At 66.3% G+C, this 23,308-nt stretch carries 23 protein-coding genes; 13 read left to right on the forward strand and 10 right to left on the reverse strand.

Annotated elements, in window-relative coordinates:
* The first annotated feature begins 239 nt into the window (after positions 1-239).
* The 3 genes from KW830_RS15900 to KW830_RS15910 are packed head-to-tail and all read left to right on the forward strand — an operon-like array spanning position 240 to position 2,723.
* Positions 240-530 (forward strand): FeoA domain-containing protein, encoded by a 291-nt coding sequence (locus KW830_RS15900; RefSeq protein ID WP_066536565.1) that lies wholly within the window; start codon positions 240-242, stop codon positions 528-530.
* Entirely contained in the window at positions 527-2,512 is a 1,986-nt protein-coding gene (gene feoB, locus KW830_RS15905) for a ferrous iron transport protein B (RefSeq protein ID WP_218333689.1), read from the forward strand. The genes KW830_RS15900 and feoB overlap by 4 nt, the downstream gene beginning before the upstream one ends.
* 13 nt (positions 2,513-2,525) lie before the next feature.
* Positions 2,526-2,723, forward strand: coding sequence for a hypothetical protein (locus tag KW830_RS15910; protein ID WP_218333690.1), 198 nt, complete (start codon positions 2,526-2,528; stop codon positions 2,721-2,723).
* 66 nt (positions 2,724-2,789) lie between these two features.
* Here KW830_RS15910 and KW830_RS15915 read toward each other — a convergent pair whose 3' ends face one another.
* The 5 genes from KW830_RS15915 to KW830_RS15935 form a co-directional block, all read right to left on the reverse strand.
* Entirely contained in the window at positions 2,790-3,110 is a 321-nt protein-coding gene (locus KW830_RS15915) for a YkgJ family cysteine cluster protein (RefSeq protein ID WP_066536558.1), read from the reverse strand.
* 228 nt (positions 3,111-3,338) lie between these two features.
* Positions 3,339-3,704: a YkgJ family cysteine cluster protein gene (locus KW830_RS15920; RefSeq protein ID WP_066536555.1), complete on the reverse strand. Its 366-nt coding sequence runs from the start codon at positions 3,702-3,704 to the stop codon at positions 3,339-3,341.
* Between the two features lie 111 nt (positions 3,705-3,815).
* The gene (locus KW830_RS15925) at positions 3,816-4,076 is read right to left on the reverse strand and encodes a hypothetical protein (protein ID WP_066536551.1); all 261 of its coding nucleotides are present in this window, start codon (positions 4,074-4,076) and stop codon (positions 3,816-3,818) included.
* Between the two features lie 37 nt (positions 4,077-4,113).
* A complete protein-coding gene (argF, locus tag KW830_RS15930) occupies positions 4,114-5,037 on the reverse strand; it encodes an ornithine carbamoyltransferase (protein WP_066537347.1) in 924 nt (307 codons plus the stop codon).
* A 19-nt stretch (positions 5,038-5,056) separates the two neighbouring features.
* Positions 5,057-6,253, reverse strand: coding sequence for an aspartate aminotransferase family protein (locus KW830_RS15935; RefSeq protein WP_218333691.1), 1,197 nt, complete (start codon positions 6,251-6,253; stop codon positions 5,057-5,059).
* A gap of 278 nt (positions 6,254-6,531) precedes the next feature.
* Between KW830_RS15935 and KW830_RS15940 the strand changes: the two genes are divergently transcribed.
* Positions 6,532-6,849 (forward strand): DUF3579 domain-containing protein, encoded by a 318-nt coding sequence (locus tag KW830_RS15940; protein ID WP_066536546.1) that lies wholly within the window; start codon positions 6,532-6,534, stop codon positions 6,847-6,849.
* Between the two features lie 257 nt (positions 6,850-7,106).
* Here KW830_RS15940 and rpsT read toward each other — a convergent pair whose 3' ends face one another.
* On the reverse strand, positions 7,107-7,397 hold the full coding sequence (rpsT, locus tag KW830_RS15945) for a 30S ribosomal protein S20 (protein ID WP_066536543.1): 291 nt from the start codon (positions 7,395-7,397) through the stop codon (positions 7,107-7,109).
* Positions 7,398-7,578: 181 nt separating this feature from the next.
* On the opposite strand from rpsT, the gene murJ reads away from it, so the two are divergent.
* Together murJ and KW830_RS15955 are read left to right on the forward strand one after the other, a co-directional pair.
* Positions 7,579-9,138 (forward strand): murein biosynthesis integral membrane protein MurJ, encoded by a 1,560-nt coding sequence (murJ, locus tag KW830_RS15950; protein WP_218333692.1) that lies wholly within the window; start codon positions 7,579-7,581, stop codon positions 9,136-9,138.
* Positions 9,139-9,168: 30 nt separating this feature from the next.
* Complete coding sequence (locus KW830_RS15955) at positions 9,169-10,017, forward strand: SirB1 family protein (protein ID WP_066536540.1); 849 nt, start codon at positions 9,169-9,171, stop codon at positions 10,015-10,017.
* Positions 10,018-10,297: 280 nt separating this feature from the next.
* Here KW830_RS15955 and KW830_RS15960 read toward each other — a convergent pair whose 3' ends face one another.
* Together KW830_RS15960 and purM are read right to left on the reverse strand one after the other, a co-directional pair.
* Complete coding sequence (locus KW830_RS15960) at positions 10,298-11,365, reverse strand: AI-2E family transporter (protein ID WP_066536538.1); 1,068 nt, start codon at positions 11,363-11,365, stop codon at positions 10,298-10,300.
* A 33-nt stretch (positions 11,366-11,398) separates the two neighbouring features.
* Complete coding sequence (gene purM / locus KW830_RS15965) at positions 11,399-12,451, reverse strand: phosphoribosylformylglycinamidine cyclo-ligase (protein WP_218333693.1); 1,053 nt, start codon at positions 12,449-12,451, stop codon at positions 11,399-11,401.
* A 334-nt stretch (positions 12,452-12,785) separates the two neighbouring features.
* Between purM and hda the strand changes: the two genes are divergently transcribed.
* The 5 genes from hda to KW830_RS15990 all read left to right on the forward strand — a co-directional run bounded on the left by hda (position 12,786) and on the right by KW830_RS15990 (position 18,049).
* Positions 12,786-13,487: a DnaA regulatory inactivator Hda gene (gene hda, locus KW830_RS15970; RefSeq protein WP_066537343.1), complete on the forward strand. Its 702-nt coding sequence runs from the start codon at positions 12,786-12,788 to the stop codon at positions 13,485-13,487.
* A 42-nt stretch (positions 13,488-13,529) separates the two neighbouring features.
* Positions 13,530-14,231, forward strand: a complete 702-nt coding sequence (locus tag KW830_RS15975; protein ID WP_066537340.1) for an HAD family phosphatase — start codon at positions 13,530-13,532, stop codon at positions 14,229-14,231.
* Positions 14,228-15,811, forward strand: coding sequence for a polynucleotide adenylyltransferase PcnB (pcnB, locus tag KW830_RS15980; RefSeq protein ID WP_218333694.1), 1,584 nt, complete (start codon positions 14,228-14,230; stop codon positions 15,809-15,811). The genes KW830_RS15975 and pcnB overlap by 4 nt, the downstream gene beginning before the upstream one ends.
* A 2-nt stretch (positions 15,812-15,813) precedes the next feature.
* A complete protein-coding gene (folK, locus tag KW830_RS15985; RefSeq protein WP_218333695.1) occupies positions 15,814-16,353 on the forward strand; it encodes a 2-amino-4-hydroxy-6-hydroxymethyldihydropteridine diphosphokinase in 540 nt (179 codons plus the stop codon).
* Between the two features lie 370 nt (positions 16,354-16,723).
* Positions 16,724-18,049 carry an aspartate aminotransferase family protein gene (locus tag KW830_RS15990; RefSeq protein ID WP_218333696.1) on the forward strand — a complete coding sequence of 442 codons (1,326 nt, stop codon included), beginning with the start codon at positions 16,724-16,726 and terminating at the stop codon, positions 18,047-18,049.
* A gap of 188 nt (positions 18,050-18,237) precedes the next feature.
* Here KW830_RS15990 and KW830_RS15995 read toward each other — a convergent pair whose 3' ends face one another.
* Positions 18,238-19,218 (reverse strand): tripartite tricarboxylate transporter substrate binding protein, encoded by a 981-nt coding sequence (locus tag KW830_RS15995; RefSeq protein WP_218333808.1) that lies wholly within the window; start codon positions 19,216-19,218, stop codon positions 18,238-18,240.
* Positions 19,219-19,498: 280 nt separating this feature from the next.
* Positions 19,499-20,545: a CDP-6-deoxy-delta-3,4-glucoseen reductase gene (locus KW830_RS16000; protein WP_066536527.1), complete on the reverse strand. Its 1,047-nt coding sequence runs from the start codon at positions 20,543-20,545 to the stop codon at positions 19,499-19,501.
* Positions 20,546-20,645: 100 nt separating this feature from the next.
* Here KW830_RS16000 and KW830_RS16005 point away from each other — a divergent pair, with 100 nt between their 5' ends.
* Positions 20,646-21,608, forward strand: a complete 963-nt coding sequence (locus KW830_RS16005) for an SDR family oxidoreductase (protein WP_218333697.1) — start codon at positions 20,646-20,648, stop codon at positions 21,606-21,608.
* 474 nt (positions 21,609-22,082) lie between these two features.
* Positions 22,083-23,162, forward strand: a complete 1,080-nt coding sequence (locus KW830_RS16010; RefSeq protein WP_370510786.1) for a branched-chain amino acid ABC transporter substrate-binding protein — start codon at positions 22,083-22,085, stop codon at positions 23,160-23,162.
* The last annotated feature ends 146 nt before the right edge of the window (positions 23,163-23,308 follow it).

The following is a 23,308-nucleotide window of genomic DNA, read 5'->3' on the forward strand; positions in this document are numbered from 1 at the left end:
GGGGAGGGGAGTTCGGTCACAGCGGCGCACTGTGCGCGGCGGCGCTGGATCTGTATTGAACGCAATTGCGCACGGCCGGCCACGGCGACTCGGGAGCACACGCCACCGGGACGGGGCGCTTCCGCCCCTATGGCCCTGTTCACAGGGTGGCCGCTGACACTCCAGTTCTGTCCTGGCGCAAGACAGACCAGGCTGTTTGGAGTGAAAATGAGAATAAGTAGCGATTGATTGCGTGTTTCATGAATAGTTTTGCTTTGCCCTCCGGCGCAGCGGCCACCATTGGCCTGGACCAACTCGCGCGGCAGGTGCCGGCACGGGTGGTGGATTTGCTGGCCAGCGACGAACCTGCCAGCCAGGAAGCGCTGCTGCGCTTGATGGAAATCGGTTTTCTGCCGGGCGAGCCGGTGCGCATCATCGCCACCGGTTTTCCGCAGGGAGACCCGCTGGCCGTGCGCATTGGCCAGGCCACGTTTGCGCTGCGGCGCCAGGAAGCCGCTCTGGTGCGGGTGAGCGTGGAGGCCGCAGCATGAACGCGCGCGACGACCGCACACCGCAAGGCGCCACGGTGCAGCCCATTGCCATCACCTCCATCACCTCCATCATCCCCAGCGCCGCGCCGTCCACCGATGCACAGCCCCTGCGGGCAGCGTTGCTGGGCAACCCGAACTGCGGCAAGACCGCCTTGTTCAACCTGCTGACGGGTGCCCGCCAGAAGGTGGCCAACTACGCCGGCGTGACGGTGGAGCGCAAGGAAGGCTGGCTGCACACTCCCGCTGGCCGGCGGGTGCGGGTGCTGGATTTGCCCGGCACCTACAGCCTGCATGCGCACAGCGAAGACGAGCGCATCACCCGCGACATCGTCACCGGCGAACATGCGCGCGAGGCGCCGCCCGAACTGCTGGTCTGCGTGACCGATGCCACCCACCTGCGCCTGAACCTGCGCCTGGTGCTGGAAGCCCGCGCCCTGGGTCTGCCCATGGTAGTGGTGCTCAACATGAGCGATATGGCCCGTCGCCAGGGCATTGTGGTGGACAAGGCCCGCCTCAGTGCCGCGCTGGGCGTGCCGGTGCTCGAAAGCGTGGGCGTGCGCCAGGACGGCGCCCAGGAACTGCTGGCCTGGCTGGACAGCGATGCCGCCCACCAGCTCCAGGCTCCCGCGCTGGACGGCCGTTCGCAGGCCCAAGCCGGTCACAACACCCGTGCCGGTCTGCTGGCTTTGCACCAGGAGGTGACCGCCATCCTGCAGGCGGCCGTGCAGGTGCCGCCGGTGGACAACCAGCGGGACGACCGCATCGACGCCGTGGTGCTGCACCCGGTATGGGGCACGCTGCTGCTGCTGGCCACCCTGTTCCTGATGTTCCAGGCCGTGTTCAGCTGGGCCGAGCCCTTGATGGACGGCATCGAAGGCTCCGTGGGCTTTGTCGGCGAATGGGTGGGCAGCGTGATGCCCGAAGGCGTGCTGCGCAGCCTGCTGGTCGAGGGCGTGATCGCCGGCACCGGCGCGGTGCTGGTGTTCCTGCCGCAGATCCTGATCCTGTTCTTCTTCATCCTGGTGCTGGAAGACTCGGGCTATCTGCCGCGTGCCGCCTTTCTGCTGGACCGCATCATGGGCACGGTGGGCCTGTCGGGGCGTTCCTTCATTCCGCTGCTGTCCAGCTTTGCCTGTGCCGTGCCGGGCATCATGGCCACGCGCTCCATCCCCAGCTGGCGCGACCGCCTGCTGACCATCATGATCGCCCCGCTGATGACCTGCTCGGCCCGTCTGCCGGTGTACGCACTGCTGATCGCGGCCTTCATCCCGGAGCAGAGCGTGGGCGGCATCTTCAATCTGCAAGGCCTGGTGCTGTTTGCGCTGTACATCGGCGGTATCGCCAGTGCCATGGCGGTGGCCTGGGTGGCCAAGCTGGCCCGCACCGACAAATCCCGCACGCCGCTGATGCTGGAGCTGCCGGCCTACCGCTGGCCCAGCCTGCGCAGCCTGGTGCTGGGGCTGTATGAACGCGCGCTGATCTTCTTGCGCCGCGTGGGCGGCATCATCCTGACGGTGAGCATCGTGCTGTGGTTTCTGGCCAGCTACCCGTCGGCGCCGGACGGGGTGACCGAGGCGGCCATCCGCTACAGCTTTGCCGGCCAGATCGGCGGCTGGCTGGAAGTGGTGCTGACGCCCATCGGTTTCAACTGGCAGATCGCCATCGCCCTGGTGCCCGGCATGGCCGCGCGCGAAGTGGCCGTGGGTGCACTGGGTACGGTGTATGCCTTGTCGGCCGCAGGCGACGACGCCATGGCCCAGCAGCTGGGCCCGCTGATTGCCAGCAGCTGGTCGCTGGCCACGGCCCTGTCGCTGCTGGTCTGGTTCGTGTTCGCGCCCCAGTGCATTTCCACGCTGGCCATGGTCAAGCGGGAAACCAATGGCTGGCGCTATCCCTTGATCATGACGGCGTATTTGTTCGGCCTGGCCTATGCCGCCAGCTTCGTCACCTACCGGGTGGCGGTGGCGCTGGGCTGGGGTTAAAGGAGGTCAGGCCATGTGGCAGGAAATCATTGTGGGCATCGTCGTCGCCGTGGCAGCTGCCTCGCTGCTGTGGCGCTATCTGCCGGCCCGCTGGCGCCAACGTGCCGGGCGCGTGCACCCGGCACTCGCGCCGTCCACGTCCAGCGGCAGCTGCGGTGGCTGCAGCGCCTGCGGCGGCGACAGCTGCTCGGATACGCGCAAGTCCTTGTAACCCTCGCCCCCCAGGGGCTTGCCGCCCCTGCCGTCCACCCTGCGGTGCAGCAGGGTGAGCGGCGGCCTACAGCAGGCCGCTTTCCAGCGCCGGCAGGCCGATGCGCAGCCGCACGCGGTTGCAGGCATCGGAGCCGGCTGCAAATTCCCGGCAGGGCGAAGGGCGCCACTCGTAGATCCCGCAGTGGGCTTTTTCGCCCACCGTGCCCACCAGTGCGGCGCAGCGCGGGCGGGCGTAGTCCGTGCCGCGCATGCGGCAGCTGTGCTCGGTGATCTCGTCGGCCAGCCCGGCCGGCACGCGTCCGCCATGGGCTTCGGATTCATAGACCGAAAAATCCACACGGAAGGCGGCGCAGCAGGCGCCGCAGGCAAGGCAGGGGTGGGTCATGGCAGGCGGGCGGCTACAAAAAGTGGGTGGCGGATTGTGCCTGCAGCGTGCCGCCGGCGCAGCCTACGGGCACGCCGGCAAAGCGGCGTGGCAGGTTTCTCAAAAACAGGAGCTGTCTGTGCCCTGCGGCACCTGCTTGCGGTGCAGAAAAGCACGGAAGTCACGGGAAAGCGGCCTCGGCAGCCTCCTGCACCAACCGGGATGTCGGGCAGTGCAGCGGCGGCGCACTCAGGCGGTTTCCAGCCAGGGGGCCACGTCTTCCTCGCTCAGTGCGGGCAGGCCGAACTTGGCGCGGGTGTCGTGGCAGCCGTAGGAGGCAAACGGAAAGTCGCGGCAGGGGCGTGAGCGCTGCTCGTAAATGCCGCAGCCCACGCAGTTCTCGCCCAGGTGGGGCAGGGCGGTCAGGGCCACGCAGCGCACCGGGTGCTTTTCGGTGCCGTTCATGCGGGCCCGGTTGCCTTTTCCGGGCACTTCATGGGCCAGGTGGTCGGGCACGGTGCCGCCCATGGATTGCAGCTCGTAGACGGAAAATTCCACGCGGTAATTGGTGCAGCACACGCCGCAGGTCACGCAGGGGTGGAGGGATTGGCTCATCGTGTTTCTTCAGGATCGGGGCACAGGCAACCGGCAGCCTTTCCGCGCCGGAAAGCCGCCTGTCACAGGGAAAGCAAAAGCCACGCCGGGGGCGTGACCGCTTGCGGCCCACTAGGTGTGGCCTTGGAGAAACTTCAGATAGAAGGTGTGGATGCGCACATAGAGCGCGCGCACCCGGGCCGCAAAACGCTTGCGCGGCCCGTAGACGGAGGGCACGCGGCTGTGGCGTGCGATGTGCGGCTGGCGCAGGGCCTGTGCACCGCCGCACTGGCCGTAGCGTGCGTCCCCCAGGCTGGGGCGCAGCGGCCAAAAAAATACCGCCAGCCGGCGCAAGGCCTGCAGGCGGTGTGGTGTGCCGGGGCTCGGATGCATGGTGTGGGTGTATGCAGGTGAGCCCGGGCGTGCTGGATCAGCCGGGTTGGCGGCCCAGCAGCAGGTATTCCATCAGTGCTTTTTGCACGTGCATGCGGTTCTCTGCTTCGTCCCAGACGACGGATTGCGGGCCGTCGATGACGTCGGCCTCCACTTCCTCGCCGCGGTGGGCGGGCAGGCAGTGCATGAACAGGGCATCGGCCTTGGCGGCGGCCATCATCTCGGCGTCCACGCACCAGTCGGCAAAGGCCTTCTTGCGCGCTTCGTTCTCGGCCTCGTAGCCCATGCTGGTCCACACATCGGTGGTGACCAGGTCGGCGCCCTTGCAGGCGTCCAGCGGGTTCTGGAAGACTTCGTAGCAGCCGGGGTGCACGGGCTTGCCGTTGAAGGCCAGCTGCTCGTCCACTTCATAGCCGCCGGGGGTCGACAGGTGCACCTTGAAGCCCAGCAGATCGGCCGCCTGCAGCCAGGTGTTGGCCATGTTGTTGCCATCGCCCACCCAGGCCACCACCTTGCCCTTGATGGAGCCGCGGTGCTCGATGAAGGTGAAGATGTCGGCCAGGATCTGGCAGGGGTGGAACTCGTTGGTCAGACCGTTGATGACGGGCACGCGCGAGTATTCGGCAAAGCGCTCGATCTTGTCCTGGCCGAAGGTGCGGATCATCACCAGATCGGTCATGCGGCTGATCACGCGGGCGCTGTCCTCGATCGGCTCGGCGCGGCCCAGCTGGCTGTCGCCCGTGGTCAGGTGCACCACGGAGCCGCCCAGCTGGTACATGCCGGCTTCAAAGCTCACGCGGGTGCGGGTGCTGGCCTTCTCGAAGATCATGGCCAGCGTACGGTCGCTCAGCGTGTGGTGCTTCTCGTAGCCCTTGAACTTTTTCTTGATCAGGGCGGCGCGGGCCAGCAGGTAGTCGTACTCGTCGGCGGTGAAGTCGCTAAATTGCAGGTAATGCTTCATGCAGTCCATCCTAACGCGTTCAAGCTGCCAGCACGGCTTGCACCAGCGGCTTGAGGCGGGTGACGAGCTCGTCGGCTTCGGCGGTGGTCAGAATCAGCGGCGGCACCAGACGGATCACGGTGTCGGCGGTCACGCTGATCAGCAGGCCGGCTTCGGCCGCCTGGCCGATCAGCTGGCCGCAGGACTTGGACAGCTCCACGCCGATCATCAGACCCTGGCCGCGCACTTCCACAAAGCCCGGGATGCTGCCCAGTTCGGACTGCAGCTTGGCCTTCAGGTGTTCGCCCACGGCGGCCACATGGTCCAGCAGCTTGTCTTCTTCCATGATGCGGATGGTTTCCACACCGGCGCGCATGGCCAGCGGGTTGCCACCGAAGGTGGAGCCATGGTTGCCCGGCTGCAGCACGGTGGCGGCCTTGCCATGGGTGACCACGGCGCCCACGGGCACGCCCGAGCCCAGGCCCTTGGCCAGGGTCATCACGTCGGGGACGATGCCGGACCACTGGTGGGCAAACCACTTGCCGGTGCGGCCCATGCCGGCCTGCACTTCGTCCAGCATCAGCAGCCATTCGTTGGCGTCGCACAGGGCGCGCACTTCCTTCAGGTAGTCGGCGCGCATGGGGTGCAGGCCGCCTTCGCCCTGGATGGGCTCCATCATCACGGCCACGATGTTGAGGTTGCCGGCGGTGGCCGCCTTCAGGGCTTCGATGTCGTTGGGGGCCACGCGGATGAAGCCATCGAGCAGCGGGCCGAAGCCGTTGCGCACCTTGGGGTTGCCGGTGGCGGTCATGGTGGCGATGGAGCGGCCATGGAAAGCATGGTCATAGACCACGATCACCGGCTTTTCGATGCCCTTGTCCACGCCGTACTTGCGGGCGATCTTGATGGCGGCTTCATTGGCTTCCAGACCGGTGTTGCAGAAGAACACATTGGTCATCTGGGCGCGCTCGGTCAGCATCTGGGCCAGCTGTTCCTGGCCGGGCACGTGGTAGTAGTTGCTGGTGTGGATCAGCTTGGCGATCTGCTCCTGCAGCGCCGGCACCAGCTTGGGGTGGTTGTGGCCCAGGGTGTTGACGGCAATGCCGCCCAGACCGTCCAGGTATTCCTTGCCGTTCACATCCCACACGCGGCAGCCTTGGCCTCGTTCCAGCGCGATGGGAACGCGGCCATAGGTGTTCATTACGTGGGGCGAGGTTGCCTCGATGTGAGCGGTCATGAATACTCTCCTGACAAAGCAGTGGTGGCGCATATCTTGCTGGTATTTTGGATACTTGCTGCACGATGGAGCGCCAGGTTGGCAAAGCGCAATTCTAGAGTGCGCGTGCTGTGCGAGAGTTGAGGATTGCGCATCACAGCCATGCGAACGCACCCAGGTTCTGGTCGGGTAGCTGCCTCGCAATAAGGCCGGTCTTGTATAAGAGCTAGAATCCCAGGGCTTGGCACACCTGGCGGCGATCCTGCAGTTGTGGCCTGTCTCTCTTAGAAATCGATCCGATGGTCTCCCCTACCTCCAAAGAACTCTTTATCCAGGGTGTCACCCTGGATGGAAAAACCTTCCGCCCCAGTGACTGGGCCGAGCGCCTGGCAGGGGTGATGAGCCAGTTCCGGCCTGGTGGTGCCACGCGCGGCAGCCACCTCAGCTACTCGCCCTGGTGCGTGCCCACCTCGATCGACGGGGTCAAGTGCGTGATCATCCATTCCGACCTGCGCGCCCATGAGCCCATGGCCTGGGATTTCGTGCTGAACTTTGCCAAGGACAACCGCCTGCAGGTGGTGGAGGCGTGCACGCTGCCGGATGCGCCCGAGGCCTGACCACGGCCTTTTGAGGCGACAGAACAGACCGAGGGCTTCCGCAGGAAGCCTTTTTTATGCCCGCAATTTTTTGAGGGGGAATGCCCTGCAGCCAGGGGCGGGCCACCGCCACAGCGGCCCAGGCCCCCTGCGGACCCACAAGCATAAGCATGCAGGCACAAAAAAACCGCCCGAGGGCGGTTTTCTTGTTTCGCTGGCAGCGCACCGAAGCAAACAGCAGATGGCCTAAGCCATCCGTGCGATGCCTAAAGTGACTTTTAGGCGGCGGCCAGGGCCTTGACCTTGGCGGACAGACGGCTCTTATCGCGAGCAGCCTTGTTCTTGTGGAAGATGCCCTTGTCGGCAATCGTGTCCAGCACGGATTGCGCCTTGGCGAACAGTTCGGTGGCCTTGGCCTTGTCGCCGGTCAGAACAGCCTTTTCGACGTTCTTGACAGCGGTGCGGTACTTGGAACGCAGCGAGGTGTTGGCTGCGTTCAGCTTGACGTTTTGGCGAGCGCGCTTGCGGCCGGAGGCCAGGCGGGGGTTCTTTTTGGCTTTGGTTGCCATGATCTATATTCCTTGAGTGTGTCTGGGATGATGCCAGCGAAGCCGAGCAGTATAGCATTCCCGGCGGTCCCCTGGGTTCTGCCTCTGCGAAGGGCCGGCACCACGCAGGTGGGCATGCACGGCGGCACGCGGCACAGCCCGGGCGCCGGCAGTGGGTGTGCGCTCTCGCTACACTGCCGGGGTGTCACTCTTCAAAGCTGCCTCCACCGTCTCCCTGTTCACGCTGGCCTCCCGCGTCACAGGCCTGCTGCGCGATCTGATCATGGCCTCCATGTTCGGGGCCAATGCCCTGACGGACGCCTTCAATGTCGCTTTTCGCATTCCCAATCTGTTTCGCCGGCTGTTTGCCGAAGGGGCCTTCAGCCAGGCCTTTGTGCCGGTGCTGGCCAGCACCAAGGCCCAGGACGGCGAGGAGCGCACGCGGGCACTGATCTCCGACGTGGCCACAGTGCTGTTCTGGGTGCTGCTGCTGGTGTGTGTGGTGGGCGTGGTCGGTGCCCCGGCACTGGTGTGGTTGCTGGCCAGCGGGCTGGAGCAGGACCCCGGTGGCATGGATGCGGCCGTGCAGATGACGCGCTGGATGTTTCCCTATATCGGCTTCATGTCCCTGGTGGCGCTGTCGGCCGGGGTGCTGAACACCTGGCGGCGCTTTGTGGTGTCGGCGGCCACGCCGGTGCTGCTCAATCTCAGCATGATTGCGACGGCATGGTGGCTGGCACCGTACTTCCAGTCGCGCGGGATCGAACCCATCTATGCCATGGCCGCCGGGGTGATGCTGGGCGGCGTGCTGCAGCTGGGGGTGCAGATTCCCGCACTGCGCGGCCTGGGTCTGCTGCCGCGCATCGGCATGTCTTGGTCGGCCATCCGCCAGGCCTGGAGCGATGCCGGGGTGCGCCGCATCCTGCGCCTGATGGGCCCTGCGCTGCTGGGCGTGGGCGTGGCGCAGATCAGCCTGATGATCAACACCCAGATTGCCTCGCACCTGGCGCCCGGCAGTGTGACCTGGCTGTTCTATGCGGACCGCCTGATGGAATTTCCCACGGCCATGCTGGGTGTGGCGCTGGGGGTGGTGCTGACGCCACAGCTGGCTGCCGCCAAGGCAGCGGGGGACAGCGAGAAATACTCCGCCATGCTGGACTGGGGCCTGCGCCTGGTGCTGTTGCTGGCCGTGCCCTGTGGCGTGGGGCTGCTGGCCTTTGCCACGCCGTTGGTGGCCACCTTGTTCCACCGCGGCGCCCTGCATGCCAGCGATGTGGGCCAGATTGCCATCGCCCTGATCGGCTATGGCGTGGGGTTGGTGGGGCTGGTGGCCATCAAGGTGCTGGCGCCGGGCTACTACGCCAGCCAGGACATCCGCACCCCGGTAAAGATTGCTATCTGTGTGCTGGTGTTGACGCAAATTTTCAATTTGCTGATGGTGCCCTGGTTGGCCCATGCTGGTCTGGCACTGTCGATAGGGCTGGCGGCGTTGGTGAATGCCGCCTGGCTGCTTGTAGGACTTATCCGACGCAAGGCCTTCGTGCCGGCGCCGGGCTGGGGCAAACTATTGATGCAGGTCACGGCGGCGGCCATTTTGCTGGCGGTACCCTTGCTGTGGTTTGCACAATCTTTTGACTGGCTGGCGCTGGGCGAATGGAAGCGCGCCGGCCTGATGGCGGGAGCGTTGGCGCTCTCCTCCTGTGTGTATTTCGGGGTATTGGCAGTGACTGGCTTGCCCTTGCGCAAGCTGTTGCGCCGGTGATCCCGTGCTCAGCAGCGTGAAGTGAATCGAATGACGCTTGATTTTGGACTGCCTACTCCCCTGGAATATTTTGAAACCCTGGTGCGCCGTGATGAGCCGCGCCTGCTGCTCGAGGCGGCCATCAGCCTGGGGCAGGATGCCGATCCGCAGCTGGATATCGAAGACGCGCTCTACCAGTACGAACGCACGCTCAAGCTGCTGCGCGACTGCGTGCCATGGGGTGCCAATGGCCTGCAGCGCCTGACCATCCTGAACCAGTTCTTCTACGAAGACCTGGGCTATGCCGGCAACCACAACGACTTCTTCCACCCGGACAACAGCTATCTGCACCGGGTGATGGACACGCGCCGCGGCATTCCCATCTCGCTGGGCGTGCTGTGGCTGGAGCTGGCCCATGGCATCGGCCTGACGGCGCACGGGGTGTCGTTCCCGGGGCATTTCCTGGTCAAGGTGCAGCTCAAGGAAGGCATCATCGTGCAGGACCCGCTGACCGGCCAGGGGCTGTCGCATGCCCAGCTGGGCGAGCGCCTGGAGCCCTTCAAGCAGGCCTGGGGCCTGGAGCAGGAGGACATGGCGCCGCTGGCCATGTACCTGCAGCCGGCCGGCCACCGCGGCATTCTGGAGCGCATGCTGCGCAACCTGAAGAACATCCACCAGCAGCAGGGCGATGAGGCGCAGACGCTGGCCGTGATGAACCGCCTGATCACGCTGACACCCACCGCCTGGGGCGAGTACCGCGATCGCGGTCTGGTGCGCATGGAGCGTGGCGAGCGCCGCGCCGCCATGCAGGATCTGCAAACCTATGCCCAGCACGCCGGGGCCGCGCAGGATCTGGACATGGTGGAAGAGCAGCTGGCCCAGCTGCGTGCCAGTTCCTGAGTCGGTGCTGGCGAGCCTGTGAGCTGCCCTTGCACAGATGGCAAGGGCTGAAAGGTGAAAGCCTTGGACAGAAAAAGATAAAGATAAAGAGCAGTGCACAGGCACTGCTCTTTTTTTTGCGTGAGGGTGGCGGTCCGCTCCCTCCGTGCGAGAAGGCGGGGCCGCCGCAAAAAACGCGCTGCGGGCTCCGGTGCAACAGGCCCTTGTGGCGGAAAGGCGGCAGGAGGGATGGGGCGTTGCCCTGTGCCCCGGCGCTGCAGGCAGCAGGGCGCGCGCTGCGTCAGATCATGCGCGCGTCGTGCAGCTCTTTTTTCAGGTAGGCGTAGAACAGCGGGGCGGCCACCAGGCCAGCGGGGCCGAACACCGATTCGGCCACGAACATCACCGACAGCAGTTCCCACACGGCCATGTGGGTGCGCTGGCCGATGACCTTGGCGTTGATCACGTACTCGGCCTTGTGGATCAGGATCAGAAAGGCCAGGCAGGCGGCCGCGGCAATCGGGGAGACCGACAGGCCCACCACCGTCAGCACCACATTGCACAGCAGATTGCCCACGATGGGGATCATGCCGGCCACAAAGGTCAGGGTGATCAGGGCCGGGGTGTAGGGCAGGGACAGGTCCCACACCGGCAAGATGATCAGCAGGAACAGCGCGGTCAGCAAGGTGTTGAACAGCGCAATCCAGAACTGGGCGGCCACGATCTGGCGGAAGGACTCGCCCAGCAGCGTCACGCGGCGGTGCAGGGCCTGGGTCAGCGGATGGTGCGGCACGGTGCGCGGGCGCACGGCGGCCAGAGCGCCGATCAGCAGACCCACATAGGCGTGCAGCACGCCGGCCAGCCAGGCTTTGCCGGCCATGGCCAGGGTGCCGGCCTTGTTGGCCAGGTAGTTGGCAATGATGTGCTGGATCTCGGCTGCGCCCTGGGGCAACTGGGCCGTCAGGTCATGGGGCAGCTTGTCGCGCAGTTCCAGCACCGTGCGTGCCAGGTAGTCCAGCAGTTCGCGGTACTGCTGGGGAGCGTCGACGATGTAGCTGCGGGTGTGGGTCAGGGCGCCGGTCAGCAGCAGCAGCGGCGCCAGCATGATGATGCCGGCCGCCAGATTCTGGACCCAGCGCTCGGGCATGGCGCCCTGGGGGCGGCGCTGCAGCCGGGTGATGCCGCCGGCCAGCGCACGGGTGAGCAGAAAGCCCACGCAGGCGCACAGCAGGCCGGGCAGAAGGCCGCGCCACATCACCAGCAGCAAGGCACCTGCCATCAGCAGATAGCTGGCAATCACTACGCCGCGTGGCGGCGTGGGGGGCAGGGAAGGACAAATGCTGGGAAGCTGGGAAGAGTTCTGGCCCATGGTGTCCGCGCCCTGCTGCTGTCTGCTGCGCGATCAGCGAACCTGAACGGCAGCGCCTTCGCTGCGCTCGACGATCTGGCCGATTTGGTAGACCGTCTCGCCCAGGCCGCGCAGCGTGGCCGCGGTGGCTTCGGCGTGCTCGGCGTCGATGACCAGCACCATGCCGATGCCGTTGTTGAAGGTGCGGTTCATTTCCACATCGTCAATGCCGGCAGTTGTCTGCAGCCAGGCAAACAGCTCGGTCTGAGGCCAGCTGCCAGCCTTCAGGTCGGCACCCGTGCCTTCGGGCAGCACGCGGGGGATATTTTCCAGCAGGCCGCCACCGGTGATGTGGGCCAGGGCCTTGATGGGGTGCTGTTCCAGCGCGGCCAGCACGTTCTTCACGTACAGACGGGTGGGTTCCATGATGGCGGCCTTGAAAGGCTTGCCGTCCAGCGTGGCAGGCACCGTGCCGTTGGCTTCGGCGCGCTCGATGCACTTGCGCACCAGCGAGAAACCGTTGGAGTGCACGCCGTGCGAGGTCAGGCCCAGCACCAGGTCACCGGGCTTCACGTTCTGGCCGGTCAGGATCTTGGACTTTTCGACCGCGCCCACGGCAAAGCCGGCCAGGTCGTATTCGCCATCGGGGTACATGCCGGGCATTTCAGCGGTTTCGCCGCCGATCAGGGCGCAGCCGGACAGCTCGCAACCCTTGGCAATGCCGCCCACCACAGCGGCGGCCGTGTCCACATGCAGCTTGCCGCAGGCAAAGTAGTCCAGGAAGAACAGGGGTTCGGCGCCTTGCACCAACACGTCGTTCACGCTCATGGCCACCAGGTCGATGCCGACGGTGTCGTGCATATTCCACTCGAACGCCAGCTTGAGCTTGGTGCCCACGCCGTCGGTGCCGGAGACCAGCACCGGTTCCTTGTAGCGCTTGGGCACTTCGAACAGGGCGCCGAAGCCACCGATGCCTGCCATCACGCCTTCACGCATGGTCTTCTTGGCCAGCGGCTTGATGCGCTCGACCAGGGCGTCGCCCGCATCGATGTCAACGCCAGCGTCTTTGTAGGAAATGGGGGTGGAGGCAGAGGTGGAGGAGCTCATGGGGTCGTCAGTGCAGGAGATGCCCTGGGGCGGGCTGAATCTGCTGATTCTAAGGCGAGACCCCATTCACCGGGCTGGAGGTACGGCGTTTGCAAGGCCTTTTGTCCTTGTCGCCAGCCCTGCGTTGCATGCCTTCTGTCCATGGGGTCGTGCGCTACGGTCTAAAATCTTCCAGCGCAGCCTTGTTACGGGTTGTGTGCAAGATGCTCTGCTTCGGTGGGGCGCACTGCCTGTCCCTTGTTCTGTCTGGAATGCTGCCACCCTTGTCTGTGCCTGCTTTGATCGTCTGGACCCTGTCGGTCCTTCCCCGGGAGGAGGCCTGCGCATGGCCGCGATGAAGCAGCTGGCTCTGGACATCGGCCTGGCGACCGGCCCCTCGCTGTCGCGTTTTTACGAAGGCAGCAACGCCGCCGTGGTGCAGCATCTGCGCACCTGGGTGGGCGAAGGCCTGTCCTCGGATGCCGCCCGCGCCCCGGTGCCCACCTACCTGTGGGGCGTCTCCGGTTCGGGCAAAAGCCATCTTCTCAAGGCGGTGTACGCCGCGCTGCGCGAGCAGGGCGCCGAAGTGGGCTGGATGGATGCCAGCACCGGCTTCCCCCCGGAATTCGATGAGCGCTGGGCCGCCGTCATCATGGACGATGTGCACCTGTACACCCCCATGCAGCAGTCCCGGGCCTTCAACTGGTTCGTCAATGCGATTGCACCGCCGTCCGGCTCGCCGCGCTGGGTGCTGGCCGCAGGCGATGCGCCGCCGGCCGATCTGACCTTGCGCGACGACCTGCGCAGCCGCCTGGGCTGGGGCCATGTGTTCCAGCTGCACCTGCTGGACGAGCCCGAACGCCGGGCCGTGCTGAGGCAGGAGGCCGATGCACGCGGTGTCTTCCTGAGCGATGATGTGATGGATTACATGCTCAATCGCTTCTCGCGCGATCTGGGCAGCCTGATGCAGCTGCTGGGCATGCTGGACGGTTTTGCGCTGCGCAACAAGCGCGCCATCACCATTCCGCTGCTCAAGACCATGCTGGAAACCGAGTAGGCCATGGCCATTTCGCCGCAACCTGCAACTTCTTTCGACACCATGTCCGCACCCACTGCACCGCAGCGCCCCCGGCTGGCGCTGTTCGATCTTGACCACACGCTGCTGCCGCTGGATTCCGACCACGGCTGGGGCGAATTCTCCATTGCCATCGGCTGGTGCGACCGCACCGAGTTCGGCCGCCGCAACGACGAATTCTTTGCCGACTACCTGGCTGGCCGCCTGGATGTGCCCGATTACGTGCGCTTTGCCACCGCCGCCGTGGTGCAGCGCGGACCCGAAGCCGCTGCGGCGGCCCATGCACGTTTCATGGACGAGGTGATCCGCCCGGCCATGACGCCCGCAGCCCTGCAGCTGGTGCAAGGCCACCTGGACGCGGGCGATACCGTGGTCATCACCTCGGCCACCAATGAATTTGTCACCCGCCCCATTGCCGAAGCCTTTGGCGTGCAGGAGCTGGTGGCCACCTCGCTGGCCCGCGACGCCCAGGGCTGGTTCACCGGCGAGATCGACGGCATCCCCAATATGCGCGAAGGCAAGGTGGTGCGTATGGACGCCTGGCTGGCCGCACGGGGGCTGTCCTGGAGCGATGTGGAGACCACGTTCTACAGCGACTCCATGAACGACGTGCCCCTGCTTGAGAAAGTGGACCATCCGGTCGCCACCAATCCTGATACGCGCTTGCGCGCCCTGGCCCAGGAGCGTGGCTGGCGCGTGCTGGACCTGTTTACCGAGACACCATGATCAAAACCTTTATCGACAAACTGCTGGGCAAGGCCCCGGCCGCCACCCGTTCGCGCAAGCCGCAATTCGGCAAGCGCGAAGACGTGCCGGCCGAGGTGCACGGCATCGATCCCGAGCTGGTGGACCGCCGCGCCGTGGATGTGGTGCGCACCCTCAAGGATGCCGGCTACGAGGCCTACATCGTTGGCGGCGCCGTGCGCGACCTGCTGCTGGGCCTGCGTCCCAAGGACTTTGACGTGGCCACCGACGCCACGCCCGAGCAGGTGAAGAACCTGTTCCGCCGCGCCTTCATCATCGGCAAGCGCTTTCGCATCGTGCACGTGGTCTATGGCCGCGGCCGCGAGAACGAGGTGATCGAGGTCTCCACCTTCCGCGCCTTCCTGGACAACAGCCTGGCCGAGCAGGTCAGCGGCAACGAACGCACCAGCAAGGCCGCGCTGGCCCACATGCAGCATGCGGTGGACGCCAGCGGCCGGGTGCTGCGCGACAACGTCTGGGGTCCGCAGGACCAGGACGCCACGCGCCGCGACTTCACCATCAACGCCATGTACTACGACCCGGAAACCCAGGTCGTGGTGGACTTCCACAAGGGCATCCAGGACGCGCAGAAGAAGATGCTGCGCATGATCGGCGACCCGGCCACGCGCTACCGCGAAGACCCGGTGCGCATCATCCGTGCCGTGCGCTTTGCCGCCAAGCTGTCGCCGCTGGGCTTCAAGCTCGAGCCCAAGACCGCCAAGCCGCTGCTCGAATGCGAGCCGCTGCTCAAGGAAGTGCCGCAAAGCCGTTTGTTCGACGAAATGCTCAAGCTGCTGCAGACCGGCCATGCGCTGTCGTCCGTCGAGCAGCTCAAGAAGCTGGGTCTGGAAAAAGGCATCTACCCGCTGCTGGATGTGGTGGTGGAACGTGCCGACCATCCCTTCGTCACCGCCGCGCTGACCGACACCGACCGCCGCGTGGCCGAAGGCAAGCCCGTGGCGCCCAGCTTCCTGCTGGCCTGCGTGCTGTGGCAGGACGTGAAGACCGGCTGGGAAAAGCGCCTGAACAAAGGCTTCCACGCTTTCCCCGCGCTGCAGGAAGCCATTGACGAGGTGTTCGACCAGCGCATCGGCGATGTCTCCGGCCGCGGCAAGTTGGCCGCCGACATGCGCGAAATCTGGGTCATGCAGCCGCGTTTCGACAAGCGCACCGGTTCCACGCCGTTCGGCATGGTGGCCCAGGGCCGCTTCCGCGCAGGCTTCGACTTCATGCGCCTGCGCGCCGATGTGGGAGAGGTCGAGGAATCGCTGGCCAACTGGTGGCAGGAGTTCCAGCAGGCCGACGATGCCCGCCGCGAAGACCTGGTGGCCCAGGCCCGCGAAGAACAACGCCAGCGCCAGAAGAGCCAAGTACCGGCACCAGCCCGCCGTGCGCCCAAGAAGGCCGCAGCAGCCGAAGGCGGCCCCGCGGCCGCCCCGGCTGCACCCGGTGCTGACACGCTGGATGCCCTGTTGGGCGACAGCGATGCCCCGGCCAAGAAGCGCCGCCGCCGTCGCCGCAAGCCCGCCGGCGCGGGCGGTGCCGAGGCCGCAGGCGAGTGAGCGTGGCGGCCGCCAGCCCGTCCTCCTCCCCGTCCGGCCAACTCGCGCAGTCCGCCTTCATCGGTCTGGGCGCCAATCTGGGGGACCGGGGCCAGGCCCTGGCCCAGGCCGTGCAGGCCATGGCCCTGTTGCCCGACACGCAGGTGGTTGGCGTGTCGTCGCTGTATGTCAGCGCGCCGGTGGATGCCGGCGGGCCGGACTACCTGAACGCTGTGGTGGCGCTGCAGACGGCGCTGGCGCCCCTGGCCTTGCTGCACGCGCTGCAAACCATCGAGCAGGCCGCCGGGCGCGAGCGCCCCTACCGCAATGCCCCGCGCACGCTGGATCTGGACGTGCTGCTCTATGGCGACCAGCAGATCGCCAGCCCGGTGCTGACCATTCCCCATCCCCGCTTGGCCGAACGTGCCTTTGTGCTGCGGCCGCTGGCCGAGCTGGCGCCTGAACGTGTTTCCGCCGCACAGCTGGCCGCCGTGGCGGAGCAGCGCATCGACCGCTTCCAGACCGCCGCCGACTGGTGTCCGCAGGTGACCACACCGCACTGAAGCCTCCGCTTGCAGGCTCCATGGCTGCCCAAAGGCCTTCAGCGCCATTGGGCCGTTTTTTTTTATGGGAAATCCGGCGCCGGTGCGCGCTGCATTGTGTGCCCCCGGTGCTAGTGGGAACTGTCGCTGCCAGAGGATCATGTGCCGTGTGCCCGACCTGTACCGGAATGCATAGCGGCTGGTGCCGCGCAGGGGGGCGTTGCGCCCGATCCGGCAGGCAATGCCACGCCTGGCAGTGGGTGATTGGACAGGGCCCGACTGGCGCTGCGCGCCGCACAGGCGCCTAATGGTGGGAGATCGCGCAGGCGCTAGTGGCGGGGCACGCCCCCACCGGCGGGCTGTACAGGGTGCTGGCTTCAGGAGAATCACCATGTCTGTGCACAACGCTCTGGATGTGGCCCTGCACGCAGCGGTGGCCGACTATGTGGCTCACAACCCGCGCAGCCAGACCTTGTGCGAGGTGGCGGCCCATGTGCTGCCCGGCGGCAACACCCGCTCGGTGCTCTACCACCCGCCTTTCCCCCTGACCATGGTGCGCGGTGAAGGCTGCTGGCTCTGGGATGCGGATGGCCATGTCTACATCGACACCCTGGGCGAATTCACCGCAGGCCTCTTTGGTCACTCCGACAAGACCGTGCGCGCTGCCGTGCAGGAAGCGCTGGTGGGCGGGCTCAACCTGTCCTCCCACACGGCACGGGAGGCGCGGCTGGGGCAGGAGATCCAGCGCCGCTTTCCCTCCATGGCACTGATGCGCTTCACCAATTCCGGCACCGAAGCCAATCTGATGGCCCTGGCCGCCGCCACCTTGCACACCGGCCGGCACAAGGTAATGGTGTTCGACGGCGCCTACCACGGTGGCGTGCTGAGCTTTGCAGGCGGTGGATCGCCGGTCAATGTGCCCCACGACTGGCTGGTAGCGCCCTACAACGATCTGGAATACGCCGCGGCGCTGGTACGCCGGCATGGCGCCGATCTGGCCGCGATCCTGGTGGAGCCCATGCTGGGCTCGGGCGGCTGCATTCCCGGCACGCCGGCCTTTCTGCGCGGGCTGCGGGATCTGGCCAGCGACTGCAATGCCTTGCTGATCCTGGACGAGGTGATGACCTCGCGCCTGTCCTTTGGCGGGCGGCAGGCGCTACTGGACATCACGCCGGACCTGACCACTGCGGGCAAATACCTGGGCGGCGGGCTGTCGTTCGGCGTGTTCGGCGGACGCGCGGACGTGATGGACCGGTTCGATCCGCGCCGCAGCGATGCGCTGGCCCATGCTGGCACCTTCAACAACAATGTGCTGAGCATGGCCGCAGGTCATGCCGCCCTGTCCCGGGTGCTGACGGCCGAGGCCCTGGATGCGCTGAACGCGCGGGGTGATCACCTGCGTGAGCGGCTGAATGCCCTGTTCGCCTACGAAGGCGTGGCCTTGCAGGCCACGGGCCTGGGATCGCTGCTGACGCTGCATGCCACCGACCGGCCCATCCGTAACGCAGGCGATCTGGCTGGCAGCGACCTGCGCGTGAAAGACCTGCTGTTCTTCGACCTGATGGCGCGCGGCATCTTCCTGGCGCGGCGCGGGATGATGGCCTTGTCGCTGCCGCTGGGCGAGGCGGAATGCGACTGCGTGCTGGGCGCGATGCTGGAAATCGTGGAGCTGCGGCAGGCATTGCTACCGCAGCGCCATGCCGTGCAACTGATGTAGCCCATCTGATCGAGGCCGTTCGAGGCCGTGCTGCTTGTGCCAGCCTCTGCGCTCAGGCGGTGCGCCACCGTCCCGTGTGACACGGTACGTACCGTCCCCGCCGCGCCTGCAAAAACGCCCTGCGGTGCGGGCACCCAGGGCGTTCTCTTTGAAGCAGCTGTGCAGGTAGCAGGGCAGCAGACTGGAGGTCAGTCCACCTTGGCGCCGGAAGCGGCCACCAGGCCTTTGTACTTGGCGCGTTCGGCGGCCATGAAGTCCTCGAACTGCTTGGGTGTGGTGGCCACGGGCTCGGCCAGCAGGGTCTTGAAACGGGTCTGGGTTTCGGGCGTGTTCAGGGCGTCGGTGAAGGCCTTGTTCAGCTTGGCCACCACATCCTTGGGGGTGGCCGCCGGGGCGATCAGGCCCCACCAGGTGTCAATCGCAAAACCGCGCAGCGTGGCGGCCAGCGGCGGCACATCGGGCAGCATGGGCGAGGCCAGCAGCGACGTCACGGCCAGGGCCTTGAGCTTGCCGCTCTTGATGTTGGGGGCAGCAGCGGCCAGGTTGTCGATGTTGAAGTCCACTTCGCCCGCCAGCAAGGCCAGCTGGGCGGGGTTGGCGCCGCGGTAGGGAATGTGCAGGGCGTGGATGCCGGCACGCTGCTTGAGCAGCTCGCCTGCCAGGTGGCCGGCGCTGCCATTGCCGCCGCTGCCGTAGTTCAGCTTGGCGGGATTGGCCTTGGCGTACTTGATCAGGTCCGCCACGGAATGGATGTTCAGTTGCTCGGCGCGGGCGGCATTCATCACCAGCACATTGGGCACGCGCACCATCTGGGTGATGGCGACAAAGTCCTTCTCGGCGTCGAACGGCAGCTTGGTGTAGAGCCAGGGGTTGACGGCGTTGGTGGCCGTGGTTGCCAGACCGATGGTCAGGCCATCGGGAGCGGCCTTGGCAATGGCGTCCACGCCAATGTTGCCGCCGGCACCGGCCTTGTTCTCGATGATCACGGTGCCCAGGGTGTTGCGCACGCTTTCGGCCAGTGCGCGCGAGGTCACATCCAGCGGGCCGCCGGGTGCAAACGGCACGATCAGGCGGATGGGCTGTTGTTGGGTGCCAAAGGCTTGGGCCAGGGGGGCGAATGCGGTCGCAGCGAAAGCCGCGGTGGCCAGGGCAAGGGTTCTACGCTTCATCATGGTGACGGTATTGTGCAAAAAAATTGCGTGACCATGTTTCGCATGGTTGCATTTCTGCGTTTTCTTGCATGAATGGTGGTCATGCAGGTGCTGTGCGGCACAAATGCACTGCAGTGGTGCGGAATCGTGCGCGCTAACACAGAGCCCATTTCCGTGCACACCGGGCGAGGCCCCGGTGCCGTAGGCCTGCGGCGGTGTGCCAGGCGGCCAGGCCAGCCCCTGCGGCGGTCAGGCGCAGCCGGTCCGGGCGTGTGCTGCCCCGGCCGGGCTGCCGGGCTTACTTGTCGGCTTCCGAGGTGAAGGCGTCGGCGAAGAAGGCTTCCTCCGGCAGGCCGCGCTGGCTGGTGTAGCTGGCGCGGGCCGAATCCACCACGATGGGGGCGCCGCAGGCGTAGACCTCATGGCCGGACAGGTCGGCAAAGTCGTCCAGCACGGCCTGGTGCACAAAGCCGCTGCGGCCGGTCCAGGCGTCTTCGGGCTGGGCGTCGGAGACCACCGGCACATAGGTCAGCGTGGGCAGGGCGGCGGCCAGTTCCAGCAGCCAGCTGTGCATGTAGAGGTCGGCCGGACGGCGACCGCCCCAGTACAGGGCCACGGGGCGGGTGATGCCCTGGTGCTGGATGTGTTCCAGCAGCGCCTTGATGGGCGCAAAACCGGTGCCCGACGCCAGCAGGACGATGGGCTTGGCCGAGTCCTCGCGCAGGAAGAAGCTGCCGAACGGGCCTTCCACGCGCAGGATTTCCTTTTCCTTCATGCCGCCGAACACATGGTCCGTGAACTTGCCGCCCGGCATGTGGCGGATGTGCAGCTCCACGCCGGGGGCCGTCTCCTGCAGGTGCGGGGCGGTGGCCATGGAATAGGCGCGGCGGCTGCCGTCGCGCAGGATGAATTCGATGTACTGGCCGGCGTAGTAGCGGAACTTCTCGGCGGCCGGCAGCTGCAGCTTGAGTTGCATCACATCGTGCGACATCGGGGTCAGACCTGCCACGCGCACCGGCAGCTTCTTGATGGGGTAGGCATTCACATCGGTGACCTGGCGTGACTCCAGCACCACATCGCTCAGGGGCGTGGCGCGGCAGGTCAGCACATAGCCATCGGCCTCTTCGGCCGGTGTTAGCGCCTTGTCGGAATGGGTGTCATGCACCACACTGCCGCTGAGCTTCTTGCACTTGCACGAGCCGCAGGCGCCGTCCTTGCAGCCGTAGGGCAGGCCCACGCCGCTGCGGATGGCGGCGGCCAGAATGGTCTCTGCACCCTGGGTGGCAAACTGGCGGCCACTGGGCTGGACGGAAATCTGGTGGGTGGAGCTGGCAGTATCGGTCATGGGTTTTGGCTATCCTTGGCGGCTGTCACGGGCAGGGGCTGCTGCTGCGCCTGCCTTTTGCAATGCGTGAAAACCTCGCGCGAAAAAACAACCTTCCATTGTGCCTTCAAACCAAAATCCTCTCGGTGCGCTGCCAGCGCGCTTTCGCCGCCAGCGCCTGCTGATCGTGGGCTGCGGTGACGTGGGCCTGCGCGTGGTACGTGCCCTGCAGGCCGGCGGCACGAGCCGCCACGGCCCGCGCGTGCTGGCGCTGACCAGCAGTAGCGACCGGGCGCCCCTGCTGCGCGCCGCCGGCGTGCAGCCCCTGGCGGGCGATCTGGACCAGCCGGCCACCCTGGCCCGGCTGGCCGGTCTGGCCCAGCGTGTGCTGCACCTGGCGCCGCCGCCCACGGAAGGGGCGGGCCCCCAGGCCTGGTGGCGCGATCCGCGCACCGAACACCTCCTGCAGGCCCTGGCACGGCGTACGCTGCCGCAGGCCCTGGTCTATGCCTCCACCACCGGCGTGTATGGTGACTGCGGTGGGGCCTGGATTGACGAAACCCGTGGCATCGCTCCCGGCAATGCCCGCGGTCAGCGCCGCGCCAACGCCGAGCGTGCGGTGCGCGGCTGGGCGCTGCACAGCGGGGTGCGTGCCACGGTGCTGCGCGTGCCCGGCATCTACGCCCTGGACCGCGAAGGCGGCACGCCCGTGGCACGGCTGCGCAAGGGGCTGCCGCTGCTGCAGGCCAGCGACGACGTCTACACCAACCACATCCAGGCCGATGACCTGGCCCGCGCGTGCGTGGCGGCGCTGTGGCGCGGCAAGCCCCAGCGCGTGGTGCATGCCAGCGACGACACCGAGATGTACATGGCCGACTACGTGGACCTGGCCGCCGACCTGTGCGGCCTGCCGCGTCCGCCGCGCATCAGCCGGACCGAAGCCCAGGGCAGCCTGCCGGTGTCGCTGCTGAGCTTCATGGGCGAATCGCGCCGTCTGCGCAACCGGCGCCTCAAGACCGAGCTGCGCGTGCAGTTGCACTATCCCACGGTGGTGCAGGGACTGGCGGGGCTGACGGCGGATTGAGCGCGGCCCGTGTTCGCGGGGCGGGCGCCGGTGGTCGCAACCGCAGGCACCGCCGGCGGTCGTGCAGTCCTGGCGCAGCGGGGTCGGCTGGGCGCAAGCTGACACCCGGCTGAAGACCGGTGTTGCAGGGGCGGCCCGCGCAGCACCACCGCTGTGCGCCATCTTGCGCTGCAGCAAGGGTGGCACAGGCCTGGTGCAGGCGCTGCTGTAGCGCAGCCGAAGACGGTGCGCACCTTGGGGTATCCCCGCGTTTCCGCGGCGCGACGCCACACGTTGTGGAAGGCAGGAGCGAGGAAAAATGTCGCCCATGGGGCCAAAACAGCCGCCGCAGGCACGGTTTCTGCAAAGGGAAAGCACCGATGTGGAATCGCGGGCCAAGGCAATAGCTTGGCAACTTGTTTAACCAATGGAGATAGTCGCATGCGCGTTAAGGCAGTTTCGCTCGCAATCGTGGGCTTGGTAGGTGGTTTGGCAATGTCTGTGGCCAATGCCCAGGAAATCATCAAGATCGGCCACATCGGCCCTGTCTCCGGTCCCCAGGCCCACTTCGGCAAGGACGACGAAAACGGCGTGCGCATGGCCATCGAGGACCTGAACGCCAAGAACCCCGAAATCGGCGGCAAGAAGGTCAAGTTCCAGCTGGTGGCGGAAGACGACGGTGCCGATCCCAAGCAAGGCACGGCCGCTTCGCAGAAGCTGTGCGACAGCAAGGTCGCCGGCGCGGTGGCATTCGTGAACTCGGGCGTGGCCATTCCCTCGTCCAAGATCTTCAATGACTGCGGCATCCCCATGATCACGGGCGCCGCCACTAACCCCGCGCTGACCAAGCCCGGCTACAAGACCACCTACCGTGTGATCGCCAACGACAACGCCCTGGGCGCTGCGCTGGCCACCTACGCTGCCAAGACCCTGGGTCTGAAGCAGGTGGCGGTGGTGGACGACCGCACCGCATACGGCCAGGGTCTGGCAGATGTGTTCAAGAAGGAAGCCGAAAAGCTGGGCGTGAAGATCGTGGCCACCGAGTTCACGAACGACAAGGCCACCGACTTCATGGCCATCCTGACCTCCATCAAGGCCAAGAAGCCCGAAGCCATCTTCTACGGCGGCATGTACGGCCAAGCCGGCCCCATGCTGCGCCAGATGGCCCAGCTGGGCATGGGCGAAGTGAAGATGTTCGGCGGCGACGGCATGTGCGTGCCCGAGCTGGCCAAGGTGGCGGCCGGCGCCAAGCCGCTGGACCACGTGGTCTGCGCGGATGGCGGCTCTTCGCTGGCCAAGATGCCTGGCGGCACCGAGTGGAAGAAGCGCTATGACGCCAAGTTCCCGGGCCAGTTCCAGGTTTACAGCCCGTACTTCTATGACGCGACCATGCTGCTGGCTGACGCCATGAAGCGTGCCAATTCCTGGGATCCCAAGGTCTACATCCCCTTCCTGCAGAAGACCGACTACCAGGGCGTGACCTCCAAGATCGCGTTCGAACCCAACGGCGAAATGAAAAACCCGACCTACACGCTCAGCCGCTTTGTGGGTGGCAACAAGACGGCCATCGAGTAAGCCGTCGGTCGTGGCGGTGCGCAGCCCGCGCTGCCTGCCGCACAAGTCAGGGCCCGCTTCGGCGGGCCTTTGTTTTGGGCCGCTGAAAACACCTGCAGACCCAAGACCCGGCAAGTGCTAAGGTCATTGCCAGAACCCGTGTGGCG

It is taken from the genome of Comamonas sp. CMM03 (assembly GCF_019218715.1).
GTDB classification, from domain to species: Bacteria; Pseudomonadota; Gammaproteobacteria; order Burkholderiales; family Burkholderiaceae_C; genus Comamonas; species Comamonas terrigena.

Excerpts from the sequence above, each read along its gene's own strand:
- KW830_RS15900 (WP_066536565.1), top strand. The coding sequence starts at position 240 with ATGAATAGTTTTGCTTTGCCCTCCGGCGCAGCGGCCACCATTGGCCTG.
- feoB (WP_218333689.1), top strand. The coding sequence starts at position 527 with ATGAACGCGCGCGACGACCGCACACCGCAAGGCGCCACGGTGCAGCCC.
- KW830_RS15910 (WP_218333690.1), top strand. The coding sequence starts at position 2,526 with ATGTGGCAGGAAATCATTGTGGGCATCGTCGTCGCCGTGGCAGCTGCC.
- KW830_RS15915 (WP_066536558.1), bottom strand. The coding sequence starts at position 3,110 with ATGACCCACCCCTGCCTTGCCTGCGGCGCCTGCTGCGCCGCCTTCCGT.
- KW830_RS15920 (WP_066536555.1), bottom strand. The coding sequence starts at position 3,704 with ATGAGCCAATCCCTCCACCCCTGCGTGACCTGCGGCGTGTGCTGCACC.
- KW830_RS15925 (WP_066536551.1), bottom strand. The coding sequence starts at position 4,076 with ATGCATCCGAGCCCCGGCACACCACACCGCCTGCAGGCCTTGCGCCGG.
- argF (WP_066537347.1), bottom strand. The coding sequence starts at position 5,037 with ATGAAGCATTACCTGCAATTTAGCGACTTCACCGCCGACGAGTACGAC.
- KW830_RS15935 (WP_218333691.1), bottom strand. The coding sequence starts at position 6,253 with ATGACCGCTCACATCGAGGCAACCTCGCCCCACGTAATGAACACCTAT.
- KW830_RS15940 (WP_066536546.1), top strand. The coding sequence starts at position 6,532 with ATGGTCTCCCCTACCTCCAAAGAACTCTTTATCCAGGGTGTCACCCTG.
- rpsT (WP_066536543.1), bottom strand. The coding sequence starts at position 7,397 with ATGGCAACCAAAGCCAAAAAGAACCCCCGCCTGGCCTCCGGCCGCAAG.
- KW830_RS15955 (WP_066536540.1), top strand. The coding sequence starts at position 9,169 with ATGACGCTTGATTTTGGACTGCCTACTCCCCTGGAATATTTTGAAACC.
- KW830_RS15960 (WP_066536538.1), bottom strand. The coding sequence starts at position 11,365 with ATGGGCCAGAACTCTTCCCAGCTTCCCAGCATTTGTCCTTCCCTGCCC.
- purM (WP_218333693.1), bottom strand. The coding sequence starts at position 12,451 with ATGAGCTCCTCCACCTCTGCCTCCACCCCCATTTCCTACAAAGACGCT.
- hda (WP_066537343.1), top strand. The coding sequence starts at position 12,786 with ATGAAGCAGCTGGCTCTGGACATCGGCCTGGCGACCGGCCCCTCGCTG.
- KW830_RS15975 (WP_066537340.1), top strand. The coding sequence starts at position 13,530 with ATGTCCGCACCCACTGCACCGCAGCGCCCCCGGCTGGCGCTGTTCGAT.
- pcnB (WP_218333694.1), top strand. The coding sequence starts at position 14,228 with ATGATCAAAACCTTTATCGACAAACTGCTGGGCAAGGCCCCGGCCGCC.
- KW830_RS15990 (WP_218333696.1), top strand. The coding sequence starts at position 16,724 with ATGTCTGTGCACAACGCTCTGGATGTGGCCCTGCACGCAGCGGTGGCC.
- KW830_RS15995 (WP_218333808.1), bottom strand. The coding sequence starts at position 19,218 with ATGAAGCGTAGAACCCTTGCCCTGGCCACCGCGGCTTTCGCTGCGACC.
- KW830_RS16000 (WP_066536527.1), bottom strand. The coding sequence starts at position 20,545 with ATGACCGATACTGCCAGCTCCACCCACCAGATTTCCGTCCAGCCCAGT.
- KW830_RS16010 (WP_370510786.1), top strand. The coding sequence starts at position 22,083 with ATGTCTGTGGCCAATGCCCAGGAAATCATCAAGATCGGCCACATCGGC.